Raw genomic sequence first — 16,012 nt, 5'->3', positions numbered from 1 at the left:
GTCCCGACGGTCGCCGACACGCCGCTCTATTTCAGGACCGTGCGTGTCACCCTTCCGCCAGGCGGGCGGAGTGACGTCTCGGCCGCCAATGGCATCATCTACCAGATCTCGGGATCGACCGAGTGGACTTGCTTCGGAAAAGTGGGGGTTCCCTATGAAGCATGCGGACCTCCATGACGCAGCAACGACGGTTTACCAAGCAGTTTGAGGACGAAGCGGTGCCGCTGGCGCTGATGAGCGGGCGGACGCAGCGTGAGATCGCCGGGGATCTTGGGATCGGCCTTTCGACACTGGTCCGATGGATCGGCCGGAGCCGGGAGCGCCAGGCTGATGATCCCGGTGGGTCGGCAGAGACCGATCTGGCGGCCGAGCTGAAACGGCTGCGCCGGGAGAACGAGATCCTCCGGCAGGAGCGAGACATCCTGAAGAAGGCCACCGCTTTTTTCGCCAAGGAGGGAAGTCGATGAGGTTTGCGCTCATCGATGCGGCGAAAACGGCATTCCCCGTTCATCGTCTGTGCCGCGTCCTGGGCGTCAGCCAGAGCGGCTATTTTGCCTGGAAGGGTCGCCTGGCCTGCCGCCGCCAGCACGACGATATGGTGCTGCTGGCACATGTCCGTTCGGCCCTCGCCCTGTCGAACGGCACCTATGGCAGTCCGCGGATGACGCGGGAGTTGCAGGCCAGCGGCCTTGCCGTCGGCCGCCGCCGGACGGCCCGCCTGATGCGAGAGAACGGCCTCAGAGCCCGACAGAAGCAGCGGTTCAAGCGGACCACGGACAGCCATCACGCCTGGCCGATCGCCCCGAATCTGCTCGACCAGGACTTCGCCGCGGCCTGACGAGAAGTGGGGCGCCGACACCTCCTACGTCTCGACCCGCGAAGGCTGGCTGTATCTGGCGGTCGTGATCGACCTGTTCGCACGCCGGGTTGTCGGCTGGGCGACAGGTGACCGGCTACATCGGGATCTGGCTCTTGCTGCCCTGCGTACGGCCCTGTCCATGCGCCGTCCCGGTCCAGGGCTGCTCCATCATTCGGATCGCGGCAGCCAATATTGCTCGATCGACTACTAGGCCGAACTCGGCAAGCACGGCATCCTGATCTCGATGTCCGGCAAGGGAAACTGCTACGACAACAGCATGGTCGAGACGTTCTTCAAGACGCTGAAGTCGGAGCTCGTCTGGCGTACCGTCTTCGAGACCCGTCTGGACGCTGAACAGGCCATCGCCCGCTATATCGACGGGTTCTACAACCCCGTCAGGCGGCATTCCGCGCTCGACTTCACAAGCCCAGCCCAGCTCGAGAAGATGGCAACCAACTGAACCAAGGCCTCTCCACTAAAGCGAAGCATGTCCACACCGAGTGCAGCCGAAACCTCGCTCAGCGCGGGGACGAGGCGTTCCTGCAGCCGGGGCGTCCGCCTCGCTGAGCGTCGGCGCGGATACGCCGCTGCGCACATGCGGCCGTACCCGCGCTGTGTCATCGCCGCGGCCAGTGTCCGGCGCACTCTCCCGCGACGGATATCGGCTTCCACTCATCCTGTCCCTCACTGCCGACCGCTCAGGGCCACGAAGGAACCCGCGCCTTACGGCGCACCCCACCGCTTTGGGACAGGGGCTGTGCCTTCGGCGTGGCTTCCCCAGCTTTCGGCCGCTCAGCGCCCTGCCGAGCCGGGCGATCCCCCTCCGCGCCTCATCCGTCCGCCGGCATGGCCCCGCGCCGTCGACACGCTGCATCGAGGCCCCGTTGTGGCGGCCTCCAGCAGCGAAGGAGAGGATACGATGAGCAAGCCATCCCATATCGCCTACGTCGTCACCAAGCCGAAATAGGGCAGGGAGCGCAAAGCCCTCTGGCACGAAACCGGAGCCGTGTGCCCGCACCGGAACGGCGGCGGGTTCGACCTCGTGATCGACGACCAGATCAGCGTCTCGGGCCGCATTGTCATCACCGGGTGGCGGGAGAAACCGGAAACGTCCGATGTGTGAGCCGGCCAGGGGGCCGCTTCCGGGCGCCCCCACTTGCTCATCGTTGCTATCATCGTCGACCGGGCAAACCCTGCCGCGCCAGGCCGCGGAAGCTGCTGGCCGATGAGTTCCGGCTGTTACTCGATTAGCGTGTCGACGCGATCCTGCGGCACCCACGACCCGAGCACTCGGACGAGTTCGACCGGGCCATCTATAACATCCTCAAGGATTACACAGAACTCGGCCGCCCGCTCAGGACGGGTGGCGGGTCGCGCCGAGTTCCGTAACGCCGGCACATGGCCTTGCATCCGGATAAAGACTGCGAGGTCGTCGGCGTGGTGGGCAGTCCGGGTGTGCTGGAGACGTTCCCGCAGCGGCTAACGGGAGCACGAACAAAGCGCTCCGCCATCGACCTCATGGCCAGCCTGCGCGCCGACAATCAGGGTGGGTGCCGCAACATCCTGTCTCTCGCCGCACAATGTATGCCGCGACGGCGGGGAGAAGAAACCTGTTGCAGGCACCCAAACGGCCACGCGCTCCGTCATCGTGAAAGCCGATGTCCAGTTGCCCGGCCGGTGTTCGTCAACCCCTGGACAGGTTGGGCGCTACTCGCCCCCGAGATGTGCCTCCAGGTTCTCGCGGGCGGTCTCGGCCTCCAGATCCGGCGGCGCGGGTTCCCCGACGGCGACTCCCGGCGGCACCGAGTCCCCCGGGTCAATCTCGCGGCGCCGTGCACCACGGCGACCCTTGGGTGACGACGCTGGGCGACCACCTCCAGAAGCGGTCGCTTGCGCGGCCAGCTGCTTTTCGAGCCGCCCCACCTGCTCTTCAAGTTCTGTGATCCGAGCAGCAGCCGTCTTGCCTGTCCGGCCAGCCTCTCTGTTCTTGGTGCGCAGCGTCGCGTTCGCACTCTCCAGCTTCTCCACGCGCGCGCGCAGCTCGTCCTTGCTGACCTTCGGAGCGGGAGCCGGCGCGACCGACGCTCGCTTCGGAGCGGCGGCGGCTCTGGTGACCTTGGGCGCTCTGGCCTTTGCCCTGGTCTTTGTGGCTGTGGCGACCACGGGACCCGGCATACGCCCCTTGGTGGTCGGCTTCGTGGTCTTCGTTGCTTTGACGCTCCGCGCCATGGTTCTCAGCTCCTCTGCACCAAAGGTATGGAGTGCTCCCTCAAGACCAGCTCCCCAGGTCGATTCCCGTCGGCGAGCGTCACCCGGCGAGCGCGTCCCTCACCTGCTTCGCCGGGGTGAAGCCCAGCTTGCGTGATGCGGCGATCTCGATCGTCTCGCCCGTGGCCGGGTTGCGACCCTGGCGCGCCGGGCTGTCCTTCACCTTGAATTTACCGAAGCCGAGAAGATTGACCTCTTCGCCCTTCTTGGCGGCGTCGACGATGCCGGTGAGCATCGCCTCGACGGCCTTCTTCGCCGCGCTCTTTTCCACGCTGGCCGCGCTCGCCACGTGATCAATCAGTTCCGCTGTTTTCACGCTGGTCTTCCTGTGTTGGGTGGGGCGCCAGAAAGCACGCCTGCGACCAGATGTCACCCACAGGATGGCGGGTCAGTCCAGCACGAGCTCTCCTCGTCGGCCGCCTCCTCGCCGTGTGGGCCGTCCCTACTCCAAGCTATATTCGATGCCGTGAAGGTCCCAGATCGCCCGCATAACAATTCAACAGCACTGACCTCTCCTGCCCCACGACACTGAGCGCGGAACCACGGGCCCAAGGTGGCCATCACCCTCTCTCGCTCATCAACACTCAACGGCCGGTCCGATGGAATGTCGTGCCATTTCGCGCGGCGGCACGTCGCCGTGGCGTGTTGAGCCACGAACACCGGATGGCCGCGGAAGGGCGTCTGCTTGCCGTCGTCGAGCGGCCGTGCAAGGGCCAAATGCTAATCCATGATTTCCCTCGCGTGCTCCAGCACGAGTTCGAGATCCTTATCCGCTAGATAGCGCTGCTCGCCTGCCGCCAGCCTGAAACGCTGACAGAAGGCCAAGGTCGACAATCCGGCGAAACGTCATCGAGTTCCCGCATCTCTGCCCCGCCTACGAGGCGTCGGGAACGGCCCGGTCAAGCACGAACGCCAGCTGTGCCTGGCTCCGTTGCCCCGTGGCCTCCAGATTGGTAATCGTAACCCCGAGAAGCCGCGCGCCACGCGGCGGTGGAGAATGGGGTCGCAGCAGCTGGAGGGCGAGCTGCCGGAGCTCTTTCTGCGAGCCAATCGCCTCGGCGCAAGACCGGCTCCGTGTGGCCTGCTGGAAGTCGGCGTACTTGACCTTCACCGTCACTGTCCGCCCCGCATGGCCGCCCCGCGCGCAGGCCGCTCAGACCTTGGTGACGACCGGCTCCAGGGCCGGCACGACCTCGTCCCAACGCTCGAGATCGCGCTCGAACGTGGTCTCGGCGCCAACGGACTTCCGTACTCGGCCCGCCTTCACCGGGCGGCCGTCCTGGCCGTGAGCTACGCCCGAGGGGGAATCCCGAGCTGGTCCGGGTGCACGACTTCGTCATCCCCGAGCTCGGCAAGGCGGTGCCCTACGGGGTCTACGACATTGTCGCCAATGCCGGACGGGTCAACGTCGGTATCAACCACGACACGGCGACTTTCGCGCTCGAGAGCACCCGGCGTTGGTGGCACGACCTCGGCGCAGCCCGCTATCCCACCGCAACACGGTTGCTGATCACAGGGTTCTGTCAGCTTTCATGCCATAGAGTATCGGATGATGGGCGCTAACGAGCACCGCACCCACCAGGGTCGCTGGTGCTTCGGCAAGACCCCAATCAGACTTTTCTCGACACCGTCCACGTCGCGCGCGAAAAGCAGACCCTGACAAGCGCCGCCTGATGGAAGCAATCTACAGTCTCGATCCGGCGGACACCCACCGCGCCAGATCGAACGACTGTCAGGCGCAGTCACTACTGCCACATTTTACTTGATGCGTGTCCGCCACGACCCGGCTAACCTCCGGCTGGCTTACAGGGAGAACGAACATGAAGACCAGTCCATTCGCGATCCTGAAAGGTACCGCCGCTGCGCTCACGCTGTGGGCGCTGACCGCGACCGCCCCGGCTGCGCGAGCCGAGACGGTGCGTATCACCGCCGCCTACTACAGCGCCGCGACCGGCCCGTATTTCGAGAAGATGGCGTCGGAGTTCCACAAGGCGAACCCGGGCATCGACGTGAAGGTGGAGGTCGTCAACTGGGACAATCTTCTGCAGAAGCTCCAGACGGACATCTCCGGCGGAACCAACGCCGACATCTCGATCATCGGCACGCGCTGGCTGCTGGATTTCGTGAAGGACGGCCAGGCCGAGCCGCTGGACGGCTACATGTCCCCGGCATTCACTGACCGCTTCATCGGCGCCTTCCTCAAGCCGGGCGAGATCGGCGGCAAGACCTACGGCTTGCCCATCGCCGCTTCTGCCCGTGCCATGTACTACAACAAGGACCTGCTGGCGAAGGCGGGTGTCGCCAGCGCGCCTGCGACCTGGGATGAGGTTGTCGCCGATGCGGAGAAGCTGAAGTCCCAGGGCATTGCCGGTTTCGGCATCCAGGGCAAGGAAATCGAGACCGACGTCTATTGGTACTACGCGCTGTGGACGCATGGCGGTGATGTGGTGGGGTCGAATGGCAAGGCCGCCTTTGCCTCCCCCGCCGGCGTGAAGGCGCTCACCCTCTACAGGTCGCTCATCGACAAGGGGCTGACCCAGGACGGCGTGACCAGCTACTCGCGCGAGAACCTGCAGGATCTCTTCAAGCAGGGCCGCGTGGCGATGATGATCACGGCGCCTTTCCTGATCAACCAGATCGCCAAGGAGGCGCCGAATCTGAACTACGGCATCGCGCCGGTACCCAAGGCGACCCAGAACGCCACCTATGCCGTCACCGACTCCGTGGTGCTGTTCAAGAACTCCAAGGTGAAGCAGGCTGCGTGGAAGTTCCTTGACTTCCTCTTTACCAAGGACCCGCGCGTGGAGTTCACGAAGGGCGAGGGCTTCCTGCCGACCACGAAGGCCGAGGCCGCGGACCCGTATTTCACCGGCAACGAGCGCCTCCAGACGTTCGTCAGCCTGCTGCCGAACGCGCACTTCGCCCCGACCGTCACCGGCTGGGAGGATACGGCCAAGGCCGTCTCTGATGCGGTCCAGTCGGTCTATGTCGGCAAGGCACAGCCCGAACCCGCGCTGAAGGCAGCCGCCGACCAGGCCGACCAGGCCCTGGGCAAGTGACGCTGCACGACTATCGGCCCGCCGGGTGCTCCCGGCGGGTTGCTCTGCTTACCATCTTGCCTGGACGGACCCGCTATTGATCGCGCGGCGCTTGTCGCAGCCGGCAATGCCATGGCTGCTGGTGCTTCCAAGCCTCGTGCTCGCCTTCGCGGTGATCGGCTATCCGCTTTACGAGATCATGCGTCTGTCCGTCGCCGATGTTTCGCGCTTCGGACAGGTGCGCGGCTTCGTGGGCTGGGGCAATTTCAGCCGCATGCTTGCCGACCCGGTGTTCGTCGCTGCCCTGGTCCGCACTCTGGAATGGACGGTCGCGGTTGTCGGCGGCACGGTGCTGATCTCGATGCCCGTGGCGCTGGTCCTCCAGCAGGATTTCTGGGGCCGCGGCCTCGCGCGTACCATCGTCATGCTGCCCTGGTCCGTGTCGCTGTCGATGGCCGCGATCGTCTGGCTGTGGTCGTTCGACGGCAACCACGGCATGGTCAACACGACCCTGCAGTCGCTCGGGCTACTCTCCGGCCCCGTGCAATGGATGGCGCTGCCCCAGACCGCCTTTCCGGTGGAAATCGCCGTCGGCATTCTCGTCTCGATCCCCTTCACCGTTACGATTTTCCTCGGCGGCCTGTCGTCCATTCCCGGCGACATCTATGAAGCGGCGGCGATCGACGGCGCAACGCGAACACAATCGTTCCGACTTCTCACGCTGCCCCTGATGCGCGGCTTCCTCAACATCGCAATCGTGCTGAACGTGATCTATGTGTTCAACTCCTTCCCGATCATCTGGGTGATGACACAGGGCGGACCGGACAACTCGACGCACATCCTGGTCACGTATCTGTACGAACTGTCCTTCCGCCTTGGCCGCCCGGGCATGGCAGCGGCGGTGTCGCTCGCCATGCTGGTGATCGTCTTTGCCTTCACCATGGTGTATGTGCGCATGCAGAGCCGGGAGGCGGCATGAGCCGTAAGACTGTCCGCCGGAGCCTCTGGTGCTGGCTTGCGCTGTCGCCGATCGTGGTGCTGGTGCTGTTTCCCTTCGCGGTGATGCTGTCCACCGCGGTCAAGCCAATCGACGAGGTATTGGCCTATCCGCCCCGCTGGCTGCCGACGCGCCTTGCCTGGGAGAATTTTGCGGACATGTGGCAGGCGGCGGATTTCGGCACGGCGCTGCTGAACAGCCTGGTCATCAGCATCCTCGCCACATTCCTGGCCATCGCGGTTGCGCTACCGGCGGCCTACGCCATGTCGCGCCTGCCATTTCGCGGGCGGGGGCTGTATCGCCAGTTCCTGCTGGTGACCCAGATGCTCTCGCCGATCCTGCTCGTGCTGGGCCTATTCCGGATGGCGGCCGCGATCCCGCTCGGCGACGGCACGCTGGTGGATACGCGGCTTGGCGTCATCATCATCTACGGAGCCTTCAACATCGCCTTCGCGGCCTGGATGCTCGCTTCGTATTTCGCGACGATCCCGCGCGACCTGGAGGAAGCTGCCTGGATCGACGGCTGCAACCGGGCCGGCGCGGTACTGCGCATCTTCCTTCCAGTGGCCGCTCCCGCCATCGCGGTGACTGCCATCGTGACATTCGTGGCGAGCTGGAACGAGTTCACGGTGGCACTGACCATGCTGCGCGATCCGTCCAAGCTCACGCTGACGCTGCGGGTGGTGAACCTGGTCGCTGGCCGCTACAGCGTGCAGTGGAACCAGGTCATGGCGGCGACCCTCCTGGCCACCCTCCCGGTCGCGGTGATGTTCGCCGTGCTGCAGCGCTGGTTGGTGCAGGGGCTGACACTGGGCGCGGTGAAGTAGCTAGACCGTGATCGCGCGAGGCGGAGACGTCGGCGCGTGTGAGTCACGGTCTCAAACAGGAGCTAGACCAGATGTTCGCCTGAGATAGGGGCGACCCGTCTCACAGTATGCAGGTTTTCGAGGGTTACGCCGGATGACCGGCGCCGATCCTCATGCATAGGAGACGGGTCATGGAGCAGCCTATCACTTACGTCGGCCTGGATGTGCACAAGGAGACGATTGCAGTTGCGCTTGCTGACGCGGGCAAGCGGAGCGAAGTCCGGGACTACGGCACGATCGCTAACACGCCGACGGCCCTGAAGGCGTTGACGAACAGGCTGGCGAAGCCAGGAGCGGTGCTGCGGTTCTGCTACGAGGCCGGGCCGTGCGGTTATGGCATCCAGCGACAACTGGCCGCGGCAGGTCACGAATGCGTCGTCGTTGCGCCATCTTTGGTTCCGCGCAAGCCGGGTGAGCGGATCAAGACCGACCGACGGGATGCGATCAACCTCGCCAGGCTGCATCGGGCCGGTGAACTGACACCTGTGTGGATCCCGGATCGGGTTCATGAAGCGATCCGTGACCTCGTCCGTGCGCGTCTAGCGGCGGCACGCACGCTGCGTCAGGCCCGGCAGCAGCTATCCGGGTTCCTGCTGCGGCAAGGCCATCATTACAACCGACCGGCCTGGACGTTGATGCACCGGCGCTGGTTGGCCGGATTGAGGTTCGAGCAGGCAGCGCATCACATTGTCCTGGAGGATTGCATCGCGACGGTCGAAGCGGCGATGGCCCGACGCGACCGCCTGCAAGCGCACCTCGAAGCGGTGCTGCCGGACTGGTCTCTCGCGCCGGTGGTGCGGGCGCTGCAAGCTCTGCGCGGCATGGCGCTGGTGGCAGCGGTGACGTTGGTCGCCGAACTCGGCGACATCACCCGCTTTGCCAATCCACGCCAACTCATGGCGTATCTGGGCTTGGTTCCATCAGAGCGCTCCAGCGGCGGCACCCGGCGCCAGGGCGACCTCACCAAAGCCGGGAACGGGGCGGCGCGCAGGGTCCTGATCGAGGCCGCCTGGAGCTATCGGTTCCCCGCCCGGATCAGCCGAGAGCAGTTGCTCCGGCAGGAGGGTCTGGCCAAGCCGATCCGCGACGCCGCATGGAAAGCGCAGGAACGACTGTGTCGGCGATACCGCACCCTTGCCCGCGCGGGCAAACCGCCGACCGTGATCACCGCTGCGATCGCGCGCGAATTGGCGGGCTTCGCATGGGCCATCGCCAAGCAGGCACAACCAAACGGCACGTGACCCGCCGGGACCGACCACAACACCACCGCAAGGAGATCGCCCACCACACATACGCATCCAAAGCTGGGCAAGGCTGCAGGCACGGTCACGGCCAGGAGAACCCTCGTATCCACTACCAGCCGGATGTCATCCGGCGCTGGCCCCTAGACAGAGGACGCTCCGCGACGCATCACCGGTCCGGCGGTAACCAACCCGCGCATCAGAGCATGATCAACCGTCGTCTCATGGTCGTGCCTCCTGCCTTTCCCAGCGGAGGCTGTTCTGACGGGCTCCGCCACAGAGCAACAGATTTCTGCGCCTGCATCTTGAAGTGGCGAACATGAGAGTGGATAGAATCTAACGCTTGGTGCCCTCGTTTGACAGCGGCGATGATCTTATTTGAAACGGCGGTCCAGGTGAACGGCCTGGGCTGCTGGTTGTGCTCGGCAAGGTAGCGGTTGATCGCTGCGTGGAGGTCGACGAGTGAGTGGAAGGTTCCTCGCTCGAGGCGTCGCTTCGATAGCCTGGCGAAGAAACCCTCCACGGCATTGAGCCAGGAGCAGGAGGTAGGCGTGAAGTGGAAAGTGAAGCGTGTATGGCGGTCGAGCCACTCGCGCGGAGAGATGCTCAGCTTTGAATTCCCTCGACGATGAACATGCGGTAGTCGGCGGCAAGAAAGCGATGCCGCACGGCCTCCTGGTAAGCCTCACTGTGGTAGTAAGTTCTCGCGGCCTCCATGGTGGGAAACTCCAGGATGACCGCGCCCTGTATCGCCGGACCTTCGAGCGTTTCGTGGTTTCCGTAGAGCGCCAGCGGCTTCACGGGATGTCCCGCATTCACGGGCCGCGATTTTTCCCGATACCGCTCATATTCGGCGCTATTACGCATCTTTTCGCGGGTGAAGACGACGTAGGCAACCATCGGAGAGCATCCTTTCAGCCTTGGTGAGGTGTGATGATGATGGCCTCTGTCTCTGTCAGTTTCTGTCAGGAGCGACACTACGTTGGGGAGCGCCCAGGTCGCGATGAAAATCGCGCAGAAGGTCGGCTCGACGGGGCCACCGCAGCGAAGCTGAAGACGATGCTTGTGAACGGCGACCCCGGCGCCCGGGCCGACTTCCCAATCTATGTCCGGCGGTTCCGGTCCGCCACGTACCACAAGGCGCTGCCGCAGCTGATCATGGATCCTGTGGTCGCTGACGAGGAGGTCCTCGAGCTCATGATGCTCGGTTGGCAGTTCCTGGTCTGCCAGACGCCGAAGTACGGCGAACTCGTCCTGAAGCCCGGCAAACTGGTGGCCATCGACGTCCTATTGGAGGACTTCCCGGAGGGGGAGGACATCCGTCGCGTGATCGCCGAGGCCGGGTTCAGCCCCGCTCCTGCCATCTAGTGCAGCACGCCCGATGGATGATACCCACCGGCGTGGCCCGAAAAGCCCGGCCGATCGGCCATTCGGAGGGCCTCATCTGTCTGGCATGCACCACTAGCCCGTCCTATTCACAGCGTTGACGTTTTCTTTGCCGTCTGAGCCTGGGACGCAGGTGGACTAGGCGCCTGTTGCATCGCCGTTGTGGTGCTGACGTGATGGGCGTTGGAGTTGCGGGATCGGATGGGTGCGGGAGCGCTACGTCCCGCAGCGTCAGGGTCCGGCGGGGTGGAAGCTGAGCGCGATGCCACGGAACAGGGCTGCTTCGGGGCAGGCCGCGGCAAAGGCAATCCGGACCCGCGTGGCGGTCTCGGTGATGTGCGCGGCGATCTTGAGCAGGCGCATCCGTAGCGTGGTGAACTCGGCGCCGGCCAGCGCGTGCGGTTCGGGGATGGCATCGCGCACCGTCAGCATCAGCCAGTAGGCGGCGGTGTGCAGCAACAAGCGCACCTGATTGGCGAGCGCCGAGCGGCAACTGGTGCGGTCGGAGGCGAGTTGGCTTTTGTGCAGCTTGATCAGATTTTCGGCCTGCCCGCGCGCACAGTAGACCGTGTCGTAGAGCCATTCGGCGTCGCCCTTTGCCAGATTGGTCACCACGAAGCGGATGTCCAACCCCTGCGTGCTGGCCTCGATCCTGGCCGCCACCCGACGCTCGCGGGTCCAGGACCTGGCGCTGTACCGGGTCTCGGCATAGCGGCGAAGCACCGGAATTGCGGCCTCGGCACGGCCGACCCGGACATCGTCTGCGGCCACGGAGACCAGTCGGCTCAGGACGGCATTGCCCGGCAGGCCGAAGATGAAGTCCACGGCATTGGCCTCGCACCACGCTATCACCTCGGGTCGGGCATAATGACCATCGCCGCGAATGGTCAACCGTGTGGTCGGCCAATGGCTGCGCATGCGGCGCAGCAGGCGCCGCAGATGGGCGCGCACTTCGTGACCGGACGGCGTCCTGCCGGGCCGCAGCAGGATCGCCATCGGGCGCGAGGTGGCGGTGTCATAGACATGGATCGGCAGGAAGCAGCGCTCGTCGTAATGGCCGTTAAACAGCGAGAGCTGCTGATGTCCATGCACGACATCGACGGTGTCATCGATGTCCAGCGTGACGGCGGCCGGTGGGCGGTGATAGCTGGCGCAATAGATGTCGACCATGGCGTAGGCCATGCGCACCACCTCGCGCAGGCCGGACGCATTCTCCCAACGTGACACCGTCGGTTGGGCGCACAAATCGCGGGCGCTGTCTGGCAGGCGTCCGCAAGCCAGTTTGAAGCCGGCATCGTCGCGCAGATGATCGAGGTCGTCGGCATCCTCGTAGCCGCAGGCGATCGCGAGCATGCAGGCGCGCAGGATATCGGCGACGCTGTGCCGCACGAACAGCGGGTTGCGCGGGTCGCTGATCAGCCGTGCGAGCCTCTCGGCGATCCCCATGCGGCGTTCCGCGGCGGCCAGCAGCATGACACCACCATCGGAGGTGATGCGTCCGCCGTCGAACGCCGCGGTCAGTTTCTTGCGGCCGATGGCTGGAAAGCCGAACGGCTCGATCGTATCGTCGGGCATGGCGGGTGTGGCTCGGCATGATCGTGTGGACAGGATGGCTTCGATACCCAATCCGTAAACAAGATCAGCAGCTTACGCGACACCCGCCAGTCGAACCCCAGCCATGCCGTGAATAAGACAGGCTAGGGACGGCACCAGCGGCAGCAATCCCGGCTAACTTCGTCAGCGCCTACAATGTCGCCCGCCGACTGAAGACCCTCAAGGGCCTTACCACATAGGAAACCATCTGCAAAATCTGAATAAAAGAGCTCCATATGTGAGGCAAAAACAACGGAGATCAGAGATGGACGAGAAACCTTCTTCGCAGCAGAGCCCGCCGGGTCAGTCACTCCTGGACACAACTCCCTATGGTTCCGGGAAAGACGATTCGGTCAACGATACCACCGAGAATGCCGCTGTCACACAACATACGGCGACAATCAATGGGACGAAGATCGCCTATACTGCGAGGGCCGGTCATCTTGTCACGGTCGATCAATACAGCGCACAGCCGGCCGCGAAGATCTTCTACGTCTCGTTCACCGCTGACGTCGCCGAGCCGTCAAAGCGTCCCGTCACCTTCTTCTACAATGGCGGTCCAGGCTCCTCGTCCGTCTTCCTGTTGCTTGGATCGTTCGGGCCGCGCCGGATCAGAACGAGCATGCCCTATTTTACGCCACCCGCGCCCTATGCGATGGTCGACAATTCAGACAGTCTGCTCGACCAGACCGATCTGGTGTTTATAAACCCGGTCGGTACAGGCTACTCGGCAGCAATCGCACCCGGGAAGAACAAGGATTTCTGGGGAGTGGACGAGGATGCCCGCTCCATAAGGCAGTTCGTGAAGCGGTATTTATCGGTATATAATCGTTGGAACTCGCCGAAGTTCCTATTCGGCGAATCGTACGGAACACCTCGAACTTGCGTTCTGACCTGGTTGCTGCACGAGGATGGGGTCGATCTCAACGGGGTCGTCCTGCAATCTTCGATTCTGGACTATTCGCAGACGAGCAACGCGGTCGGTCTTCTGCCGACACTGGCGGCTGATGCGTGGTTCCATAAGAAGGTGACGGTTTCGCCCGCGCCTTCCGATTTGCCTGCATTCATGAACACTGTCGAGGCATTTTCCCGTGGCCCCTACGCATCTGCGTTGGCGACGTTCCCGAACGTGAACCCCAACGTCCTGCAGACGTTGAGCGAGTTCGTCGGTATACCGCCCATAGTGCTGAAGTATTGGCAACTCGACGTCACGACGGGGAACGGCACCGTGTTCCTCACAAGCCTGCTTCAGGACGCTGGCTTAGCTGTGGGGGCCTATGATGGCCGCGTGACCGCCGAGGACACCGGGATCGCAGGATCGGTCGACCCGGCTTCCGGAGGCAACGACCCGACGATGACAGCGATTGGCGGCGTCTACACCGTTATGTGGAACGTGTATCTCAATGACGAACTCAAGTTCACATCAACGTCGCCATTCATGGATCTCAACGATCAGGCATTCCTTAACTGGAACTTCGGCCATGTCGACCCGACAGGAGCACAGAAGGGCGGCATCGGAAGCCTTTACACCGCGGGAGATCTCGCAGCCGCGATGACGTTGAACCCCTATCTGAAGGTCTTTTCCGCAAACGGATACTACGATGCGGTCACGCCATTTTTCCAGACGATCCTGAACTTTGAAAACATGCCGCTGAAGAGCCCGCACGCCCACGGCAATCTCACGATCCACAACTATCCGTCCGGGCATATGGTCTATCTCGACGACAAGTCACGATCGGGGATGAAATCCGACCTCGCAGAATTTTACGAGGGCGCGACAGCACATTCGTTTGCGGCTGCGGAGCTTCGGGCACCGGAGGCTGACAAGCGGATCAGTGGGACAGAATACCAGCGGCGGTTCAGTCGCGTACCTTATTAACGGAGCGCATGGAGGGTCGCAAGCGGGCCACGGCGCCAGTCGCGGTCCCCGATGGCGGCGATGGTCTGACCACGACCGGCCTTCATTGGGGCCTAATTGTCGCGCTACAGGCATGAGTGTAACCGATGCGAGCCCATCACCTCGCGGCACCATCGGGGATTTCGGCACACTGAGGGCGTTTGAGTGGGCGCGGGGGTGTCGGGATGGAAAGTGCCAGTGATCATGCCATGCATCAGCACAGGCACGAAGGTGACGCATATCACCGGATCGAGGTGATCACCGGGACGGTGCGGCGATGGACGGATGCGGAGAATGTGGCGCTGGTGGCTGAGAGCATGTGGCCCGGCGTCAACGTCTCTAATCTGGCACGGCGCTTCGGTGTCGCGCGCGGCTTGCTGCAGACGTGGCGGCGCCATGCGATCCGGCAAGCAGAGGATGGCGAAGACGGCTTCGTTCCGCTTTGCGTCGAGGATGTGCCGGCGATCGCCGGCGGCAGCGCTTCGTTTGAGGATCGCAAAACGACTGCGACACCGGGTTCGCCGCCGGCATCGGAGACGAGCGCGATGGAGATTGAAAGCGGCGGTCTGAGGATTCGGTTCACGGGTCCGGTCGACGCCGGCACACTGCGCGTGGTGCTCGCGCATGTCAGGTGGCGCGCGTGATCCTGGGTATTTCATCGCGGCCTGGGTTGCGGGTCATGGTGGCGTCCAGGCCGGTGGACTTCCGCAAGGGCATGGACTCGCTGGCGGCACTGGTCATGCAGGCGCTCGCATCTGATCCATTCACCGGAGACGTCTTCATCTTCCGGTCGAAGCGATCGGATCGGTTGAAGCTGCTTGTCTGGGACGGATCCGGTCTGTGCCTCGTCACCAAGCGGTTGGAGACCGGCGCGTTCACCTGGCCACCGGTGCGTGATGGCGCGGTGACGCTGACCGCCGCGCAGTTGCGGCTGCTGTTCACCGGCATGGACTGGACGCAGCTCGGTGCCCGCGCGATCGCGATGCCGCCTGAATAAAGCGCCCGTCCATAGCTGAAACTCTGGCGAAACGCCCATGTGGTTCGGTAGCATCGCCGCATGGCCTCCGACATTGCTCCATTGTCGCGTGAGCCCGACATCCTGATCGAGATGATCGTCGAGCTGCGCGACGAGAACGGCAAGCTGCGGGCGATGCTGGAGACGTTGCGGCGGGCGCTGTACGGAGCGCGCTCGAAAAAATTCGATGCTGCCGCGACGCAGCTGGCGCTTGGGCTCGCGGATCTCTCGACGGCACCGGTCGAGCCCGAGCCGGAGAACACGAAGCCGCAGCCGCGGGATCAGTCGATACGCCCGAAGCCGGTGCGCAACATCGGCGGCCTGCCCCAACATCTGCCGCGCGAGGATGTCGTCATCGAGCCTGCGGTCGACGCCTGCCCGTGTTGCCACGGCACGCTGCATCGGATCGGCGAAGACGTCCGCGAGATGCTCGACATCGTCCCGGCGATCATCCGGGTCAGGCGCATCCATCGCCCGCGCTATGGCTGTCAGGACCCATCTCGACGGGTTCCGCGGCGTGCTGCAGGTGGACGGCTACAGCGGATATGACGAGCTGGCCCGGCCGAACCGCCCGGGTGGCGCGATCACGCTCGCCTACTGCCTGGCGCATACACGGCGGGAATTCTTCAACGTGCAAACGCGGGCCAAGGATGTCGTGGCAGCGGAAGCGCTGCGCCGGATCGGCGAGATCTATGCCATCGAGGCGCGTATTCGCGGCAGCACGGCACAGGAGCGCGTCGCGGTGCATCAGGCCGAGACGAAGCCGCTGATGGCGGCATTCTGGTCGTGGTTGATGGCGCGCCTCGAGGAGATCTCGGCGAAGTCGTCGTTGGCCAAGGCAATCCGCTACAC

General features: G+C 64.1%; 15 protein-coding genes and 5 pseudogenes. 13 read left to right on the top strand and 7 right to left on the bottom strand.

Translation table 11 applies throughout. From position 1 onward, the window contains the following. Positions 1-173 precede the first annotated feature (173 nt). Positions 174-1,319 (top strand): annotated as a pseudogene (locus tag OL599_RS24535) (IS3 family transposase). A gap of 1,247 nt (positions 1,320-2,566) precedes the next feature. Here OL599_RS24535 and OL599_RS24530 read toward each other — a convergent pair. From OL599_RS24530 to OL599_RS26225, 4 genes and pseudogenes are all read right to left on the bottom strand, one after another. Further along, positions 2,567-3,088 carry a hypothetical protein gene (locus tag OL599_RS24530; protein ID WP_264716687.1) on the bottom strand — a complete coding sequence of 174 codons (522 nt, stop codon included), beginning with the start codon at positions 3,086-3,088 and terminating at the stop codon, positions 2,567-2,569. A 79-nt stretch (positions 3,089-3,167) separates the two neighbouring features. Further along, positions 3,168-3,500 (bottom strand): HU family DNA-binding protein, encoded by a 333-nt coding sequence (locus OL599_RS24525; protein WP_264716686.1) that lies wholly within the window; start codon positions 3,498-3,500, stop codon positions 3,168-3,170. Next, positions 3,497-3,844 (bottom strand): DUF4186 domain-containing protein, encoded by a 348-nt coding sequence (locus OL599_RS24520; protein WP_264716685.1) that lies wholly within the window; start codon positions 3,842-3,844, stop codon positions 3,497-3,499. The genes OL599_RS24525 and OL599_RS24520 overlap by 4 nt, the downstream gene beginning before the upstream one ends. Positions 3,845-4,001: 157 nt before the next feature. Beyond that, a pseudogene (locus OL599_RS26225) lies at positions 4,002-4,256 on the bottom strand (DinB/UmuC family translesion DNA polymerase); the annotation flags it as partial. Positions 4,257-4,408: 152 nt separating this feature from the next. On the opposite strand from OL599_RS26225, the pseudogene OL599_RS24515 reads away from it, so the two are divergent. From OL599_RS24515 to OL599_RS24495, 6 genes and pseudogenes are all read left to right on the top strand, one after another. Next, positions 4,409-4,642 (top strand): annotated as a pseudogene (locus OL599_RS24515) (ISAzo13-like element transposase-related protein); the annotation flags it as partial. A gap of 46 nt (positions 4,643-4,688) precedes the next feature. Beyond that, positions 4,689-4,801: pseudogene (locus OL599_RS26220) on the top strand (IS481 family transposase); the annotation flags it as partial. Positions 4,802-4,947: 146 nt separating this feature from the next. After that, positions 4,948-6,186: an ABC transporter substrate-binding protein gene (locus tag OL599_RS24510; RefSeq protein WP_264716684.1), complete on the top strand. Its 1,239-nt coding sequence runs from the start codon at positions 4,948-4,950 to the stop codon at positions 6,184-6,186. Positions 6,187-6,292: 106 nt separating this feature from the next. Next, entirely contained in the window at positions 6,293-7,144 is an 852-nt protein-coding gene (locus tag OL599_RS24505) for a carbohydrate ABC transporter permease (RefSeq protein ID WP_264716683.1), read from the top strand. Then, positions 7,141-7,989 (top strand): carbohydrate ABC transporter permease, encoded by an 849-nt coding sequence (locus OL599_RS24500; RefSeq protein WP_264716682.1) that lies wholly within the window; start codon positions 7,141-7,143, stop codon positions 7,987-7,989. Before OL599_RS24505 ends, OL599_RS24500 begins: the two co-directional genes overlap by 4 nt. A gap of 170 nt (positions 7,990-8,159) precedes the next feature. After that, positions 8,160-9,269 (top strand): IS110 family RNA-guided transposase, encoded by a 1,110-nt coding sequence (locus OL599_RS24495; RefSeq protein ID WP_264716681.1) that lies wholly within the window; start codon positions 8,160-8,162, stop codon positions 9,267-9,269. Between the two features lie 328 nt (positions 9,270-9,597). On the opposite strand, the pseudogene OL599_RS24490 reads toward OL599_RS24495, so the two are convergent. Together OL599_RS24490 and OL599_RS24485 are read right to left on the bottom strand one after the other, a co-directional pair. Further along, a pseudogene (locus tag OL599_RS24490) lies at positions 9,598-9,864 on the bottom strand (IS630 family transposase); the annotation flags it as partial. 11 nt (positions 9,865-9,875) lie between these two features. Continuing rightward, positions 9,876-10,169 carry a DUF1330 domain-containing protein gene (locus OL599_RS24485; RefSeq protein WP_264716680.1) on the bottom strand — a complete coding sequence of 98 codons (294 nt, stop codon included), beginning with the start codon at positions 10,167-10,169 and terminating at the stop codon, positions 9,876-9,878. A 36-nt stretch (positions 10,170-10,205) separates the two neighbouring features. Here OL599_RS24485 and OL599_RS24480 point away from each other — a divergent pair, with 36 nt between their 5' ends. Then, complete coding sequence (locus OL599_RS24480; RefSeq protein WP_264716679.1) at positions 10,206-10,637, top strand: hypothetical protein; 432 nt, start codon at positions 10,206-10,208, stop codon at positions 10,635-10,637. Positions 10,638-10,886: 249 nt separating this feature from the next. Here OL599_RS24480 and OL599_RS24475 read toward each other — a convergent pair whose 3' ends face one another. Continuing rightward, positions 10,887-12,230: an IS1380 family transposase gene (locus OL599_RS24475; RefSeq protein ID WP_264716678.1), complete on the bottom strand. Its 1,344-nt coding sequence runs from the start codon at positions 12,228-12,230 to the stop codon at positions 10,887-10,889. A gap of 283 nt (positions 12,231-12,513) precedes the next feature. Here OL599_RS24475 and OL599_RS24470 point away from each other — a divergent pair, with 283 nt between their 5' ends. From OL599_RS24470 to OL599_RS24450, 5 genes are all read left to right on the top strand, one after another. Beyond that, positions 12,514-14,127, top strand: a complete 1,614-nt coding sequence (locus tag OL599_RS24470; RefSeq protein ID WP_264716677.1) for a S10 family peptidase — start codon at positions 12,514-12,516, stop codon at positions 14,125-14,127. Positions 14,128-14,330: 203 nt separating this feature from the next. Beyond that, on the top strand, positions 14,331-14,789 hold the full coding sequence (locus OL599_RS24465; RefSeq protein ID WP_264716676.1) for a transposase: 459 nt from the start codon (positions 14,331-14,333) through the stop codon (positions 14,787-14,789). Further along, positions 14,777-15,142 carry an IS66 family insertion sequence element accessory protein TnpB gene (gene tnpB / locus OL599_RS24460; RefSeq protein WP_264716675.1) on the top strand — a complete coding sequence of 122 codons (366 nt, stop codon included), beginning with the start codon at positions 14,777-14,779 and terminating at the stop codon, positions 15,140-15,142. Before OL599_RS24465 ends, tnpB begins: the two co-directional genes overlap by 13 nt. A 60-nt stretch (positions 15,143-15,202) precedes the next feature. Then, positions 15,203-15,709, top strand: a complete 507-nt coding sequence (locus OL599_RS24455) for an IS66 family transposase zinc-finger binding domain-containing protein (RefSeq protein WP_264716674.1) — start codon at positions 15,203-15,205, stop codon at positions 15,707-15,709. Beyond that, the coding region (locus OL599_RS24450) for an IS66 family transposase (RefSeq protein WP_264716672.1) at positions 15,678-16,012 on the top strand (335 nt) is incomplete at its 3' end. The genes OL599_RS24455 and OL599_RS24450, both read left to right, overlap by 32 nt.

The sequence above is a fragment of the Limobrevibacterium gyesilva genome, from assembly GCF_025989185.1.
Classification (GTDB): domain Bacteria; phylum Pseudomonadota; class Alphaproteobacteria; order Acetobacterales; family Acetobacteraceae; genus Limobrevibacterium; species Limobrevibacterium gyesilva.
This window is presented reverse-complemented; position numbering and strand designations above follow the sequence as displayed.

Coding starts and splice junctions, on each gene's coding strand:
- OL599_RS24530 (WP_264716687.1), bottom strand. CDS start 3,088: ATGGCGCGGAGCGTCAAAGCAACGAAGACCACGAAGCCGACCACCAAG.
- OL599_RS24510 (WP_264716684.1), top strand. CDS start 4,948: ATGAAGACCAGTCCATTCGCGATCCTGAAAGGTACCGCCGCTGCGCTC.
- OL599_RS24505 (WP_264716683.1), top strand. CDS start 6,293: ATGCCATGGCTGCTGGTGCTTCCAAGCCTCGTGCTCGCCTTCGCGGTG.
- OL599_RS24500 (WP_264716682.1), top strand. CDS start 7,141: ATGAGCCGTAAGACTGTCCGCCGGAGCCTCTGGTGCTGGCTTGCGCTG.
- OL599_RS24495 (WP_264716681.1), top strand. CDS start 8,160: ATGGAGCAGCCTATCACTTACGTCGGCCTGGATGTGCACAAGGAGACG.
- OL599_RS24485 (WP_264716680.1), bottom strand. CDS start 10,169: ATGGTTGCCTACGTCGTCTTCACCCGCGAAAAGATGCGTAATAGCGCC.
- OL599_RS24480 (WP_264716679.1), top strand. CDS start 10,206: ATGATGGCCTCTGTCTCTGTCAGTTTCTGTCAGGAGCGACACTACGTT.
- OL599_RS24475 (WP_264716678.1), bottom strand. CDS start 12,230: ATGCCCGACGATACGATCGAGCCGTTCGGCTTTCCAGCCATCGGCCGC.
- OL599_RS24470 (WP_264716677.1), top strand. CDS start 12,514: ATGGACGAGAAACCTTCTTCGCAGCAGAGCCCGCCGGGTCAGTCACTC.
- OL599_RS24465 (WP_264716676.1), top strand. CDS start 14,331: ATGGAAAGTGCCAGTGATCATGCCATGCATCAGCACAGGCACGAAGGT.
- OL599_RS24455 (WP_264716674.1), top strand. CDS start 15,203: ATGGCCTCCGACATTGCTCCATTGTCGCGTGAGCCCGACATCCTGATC.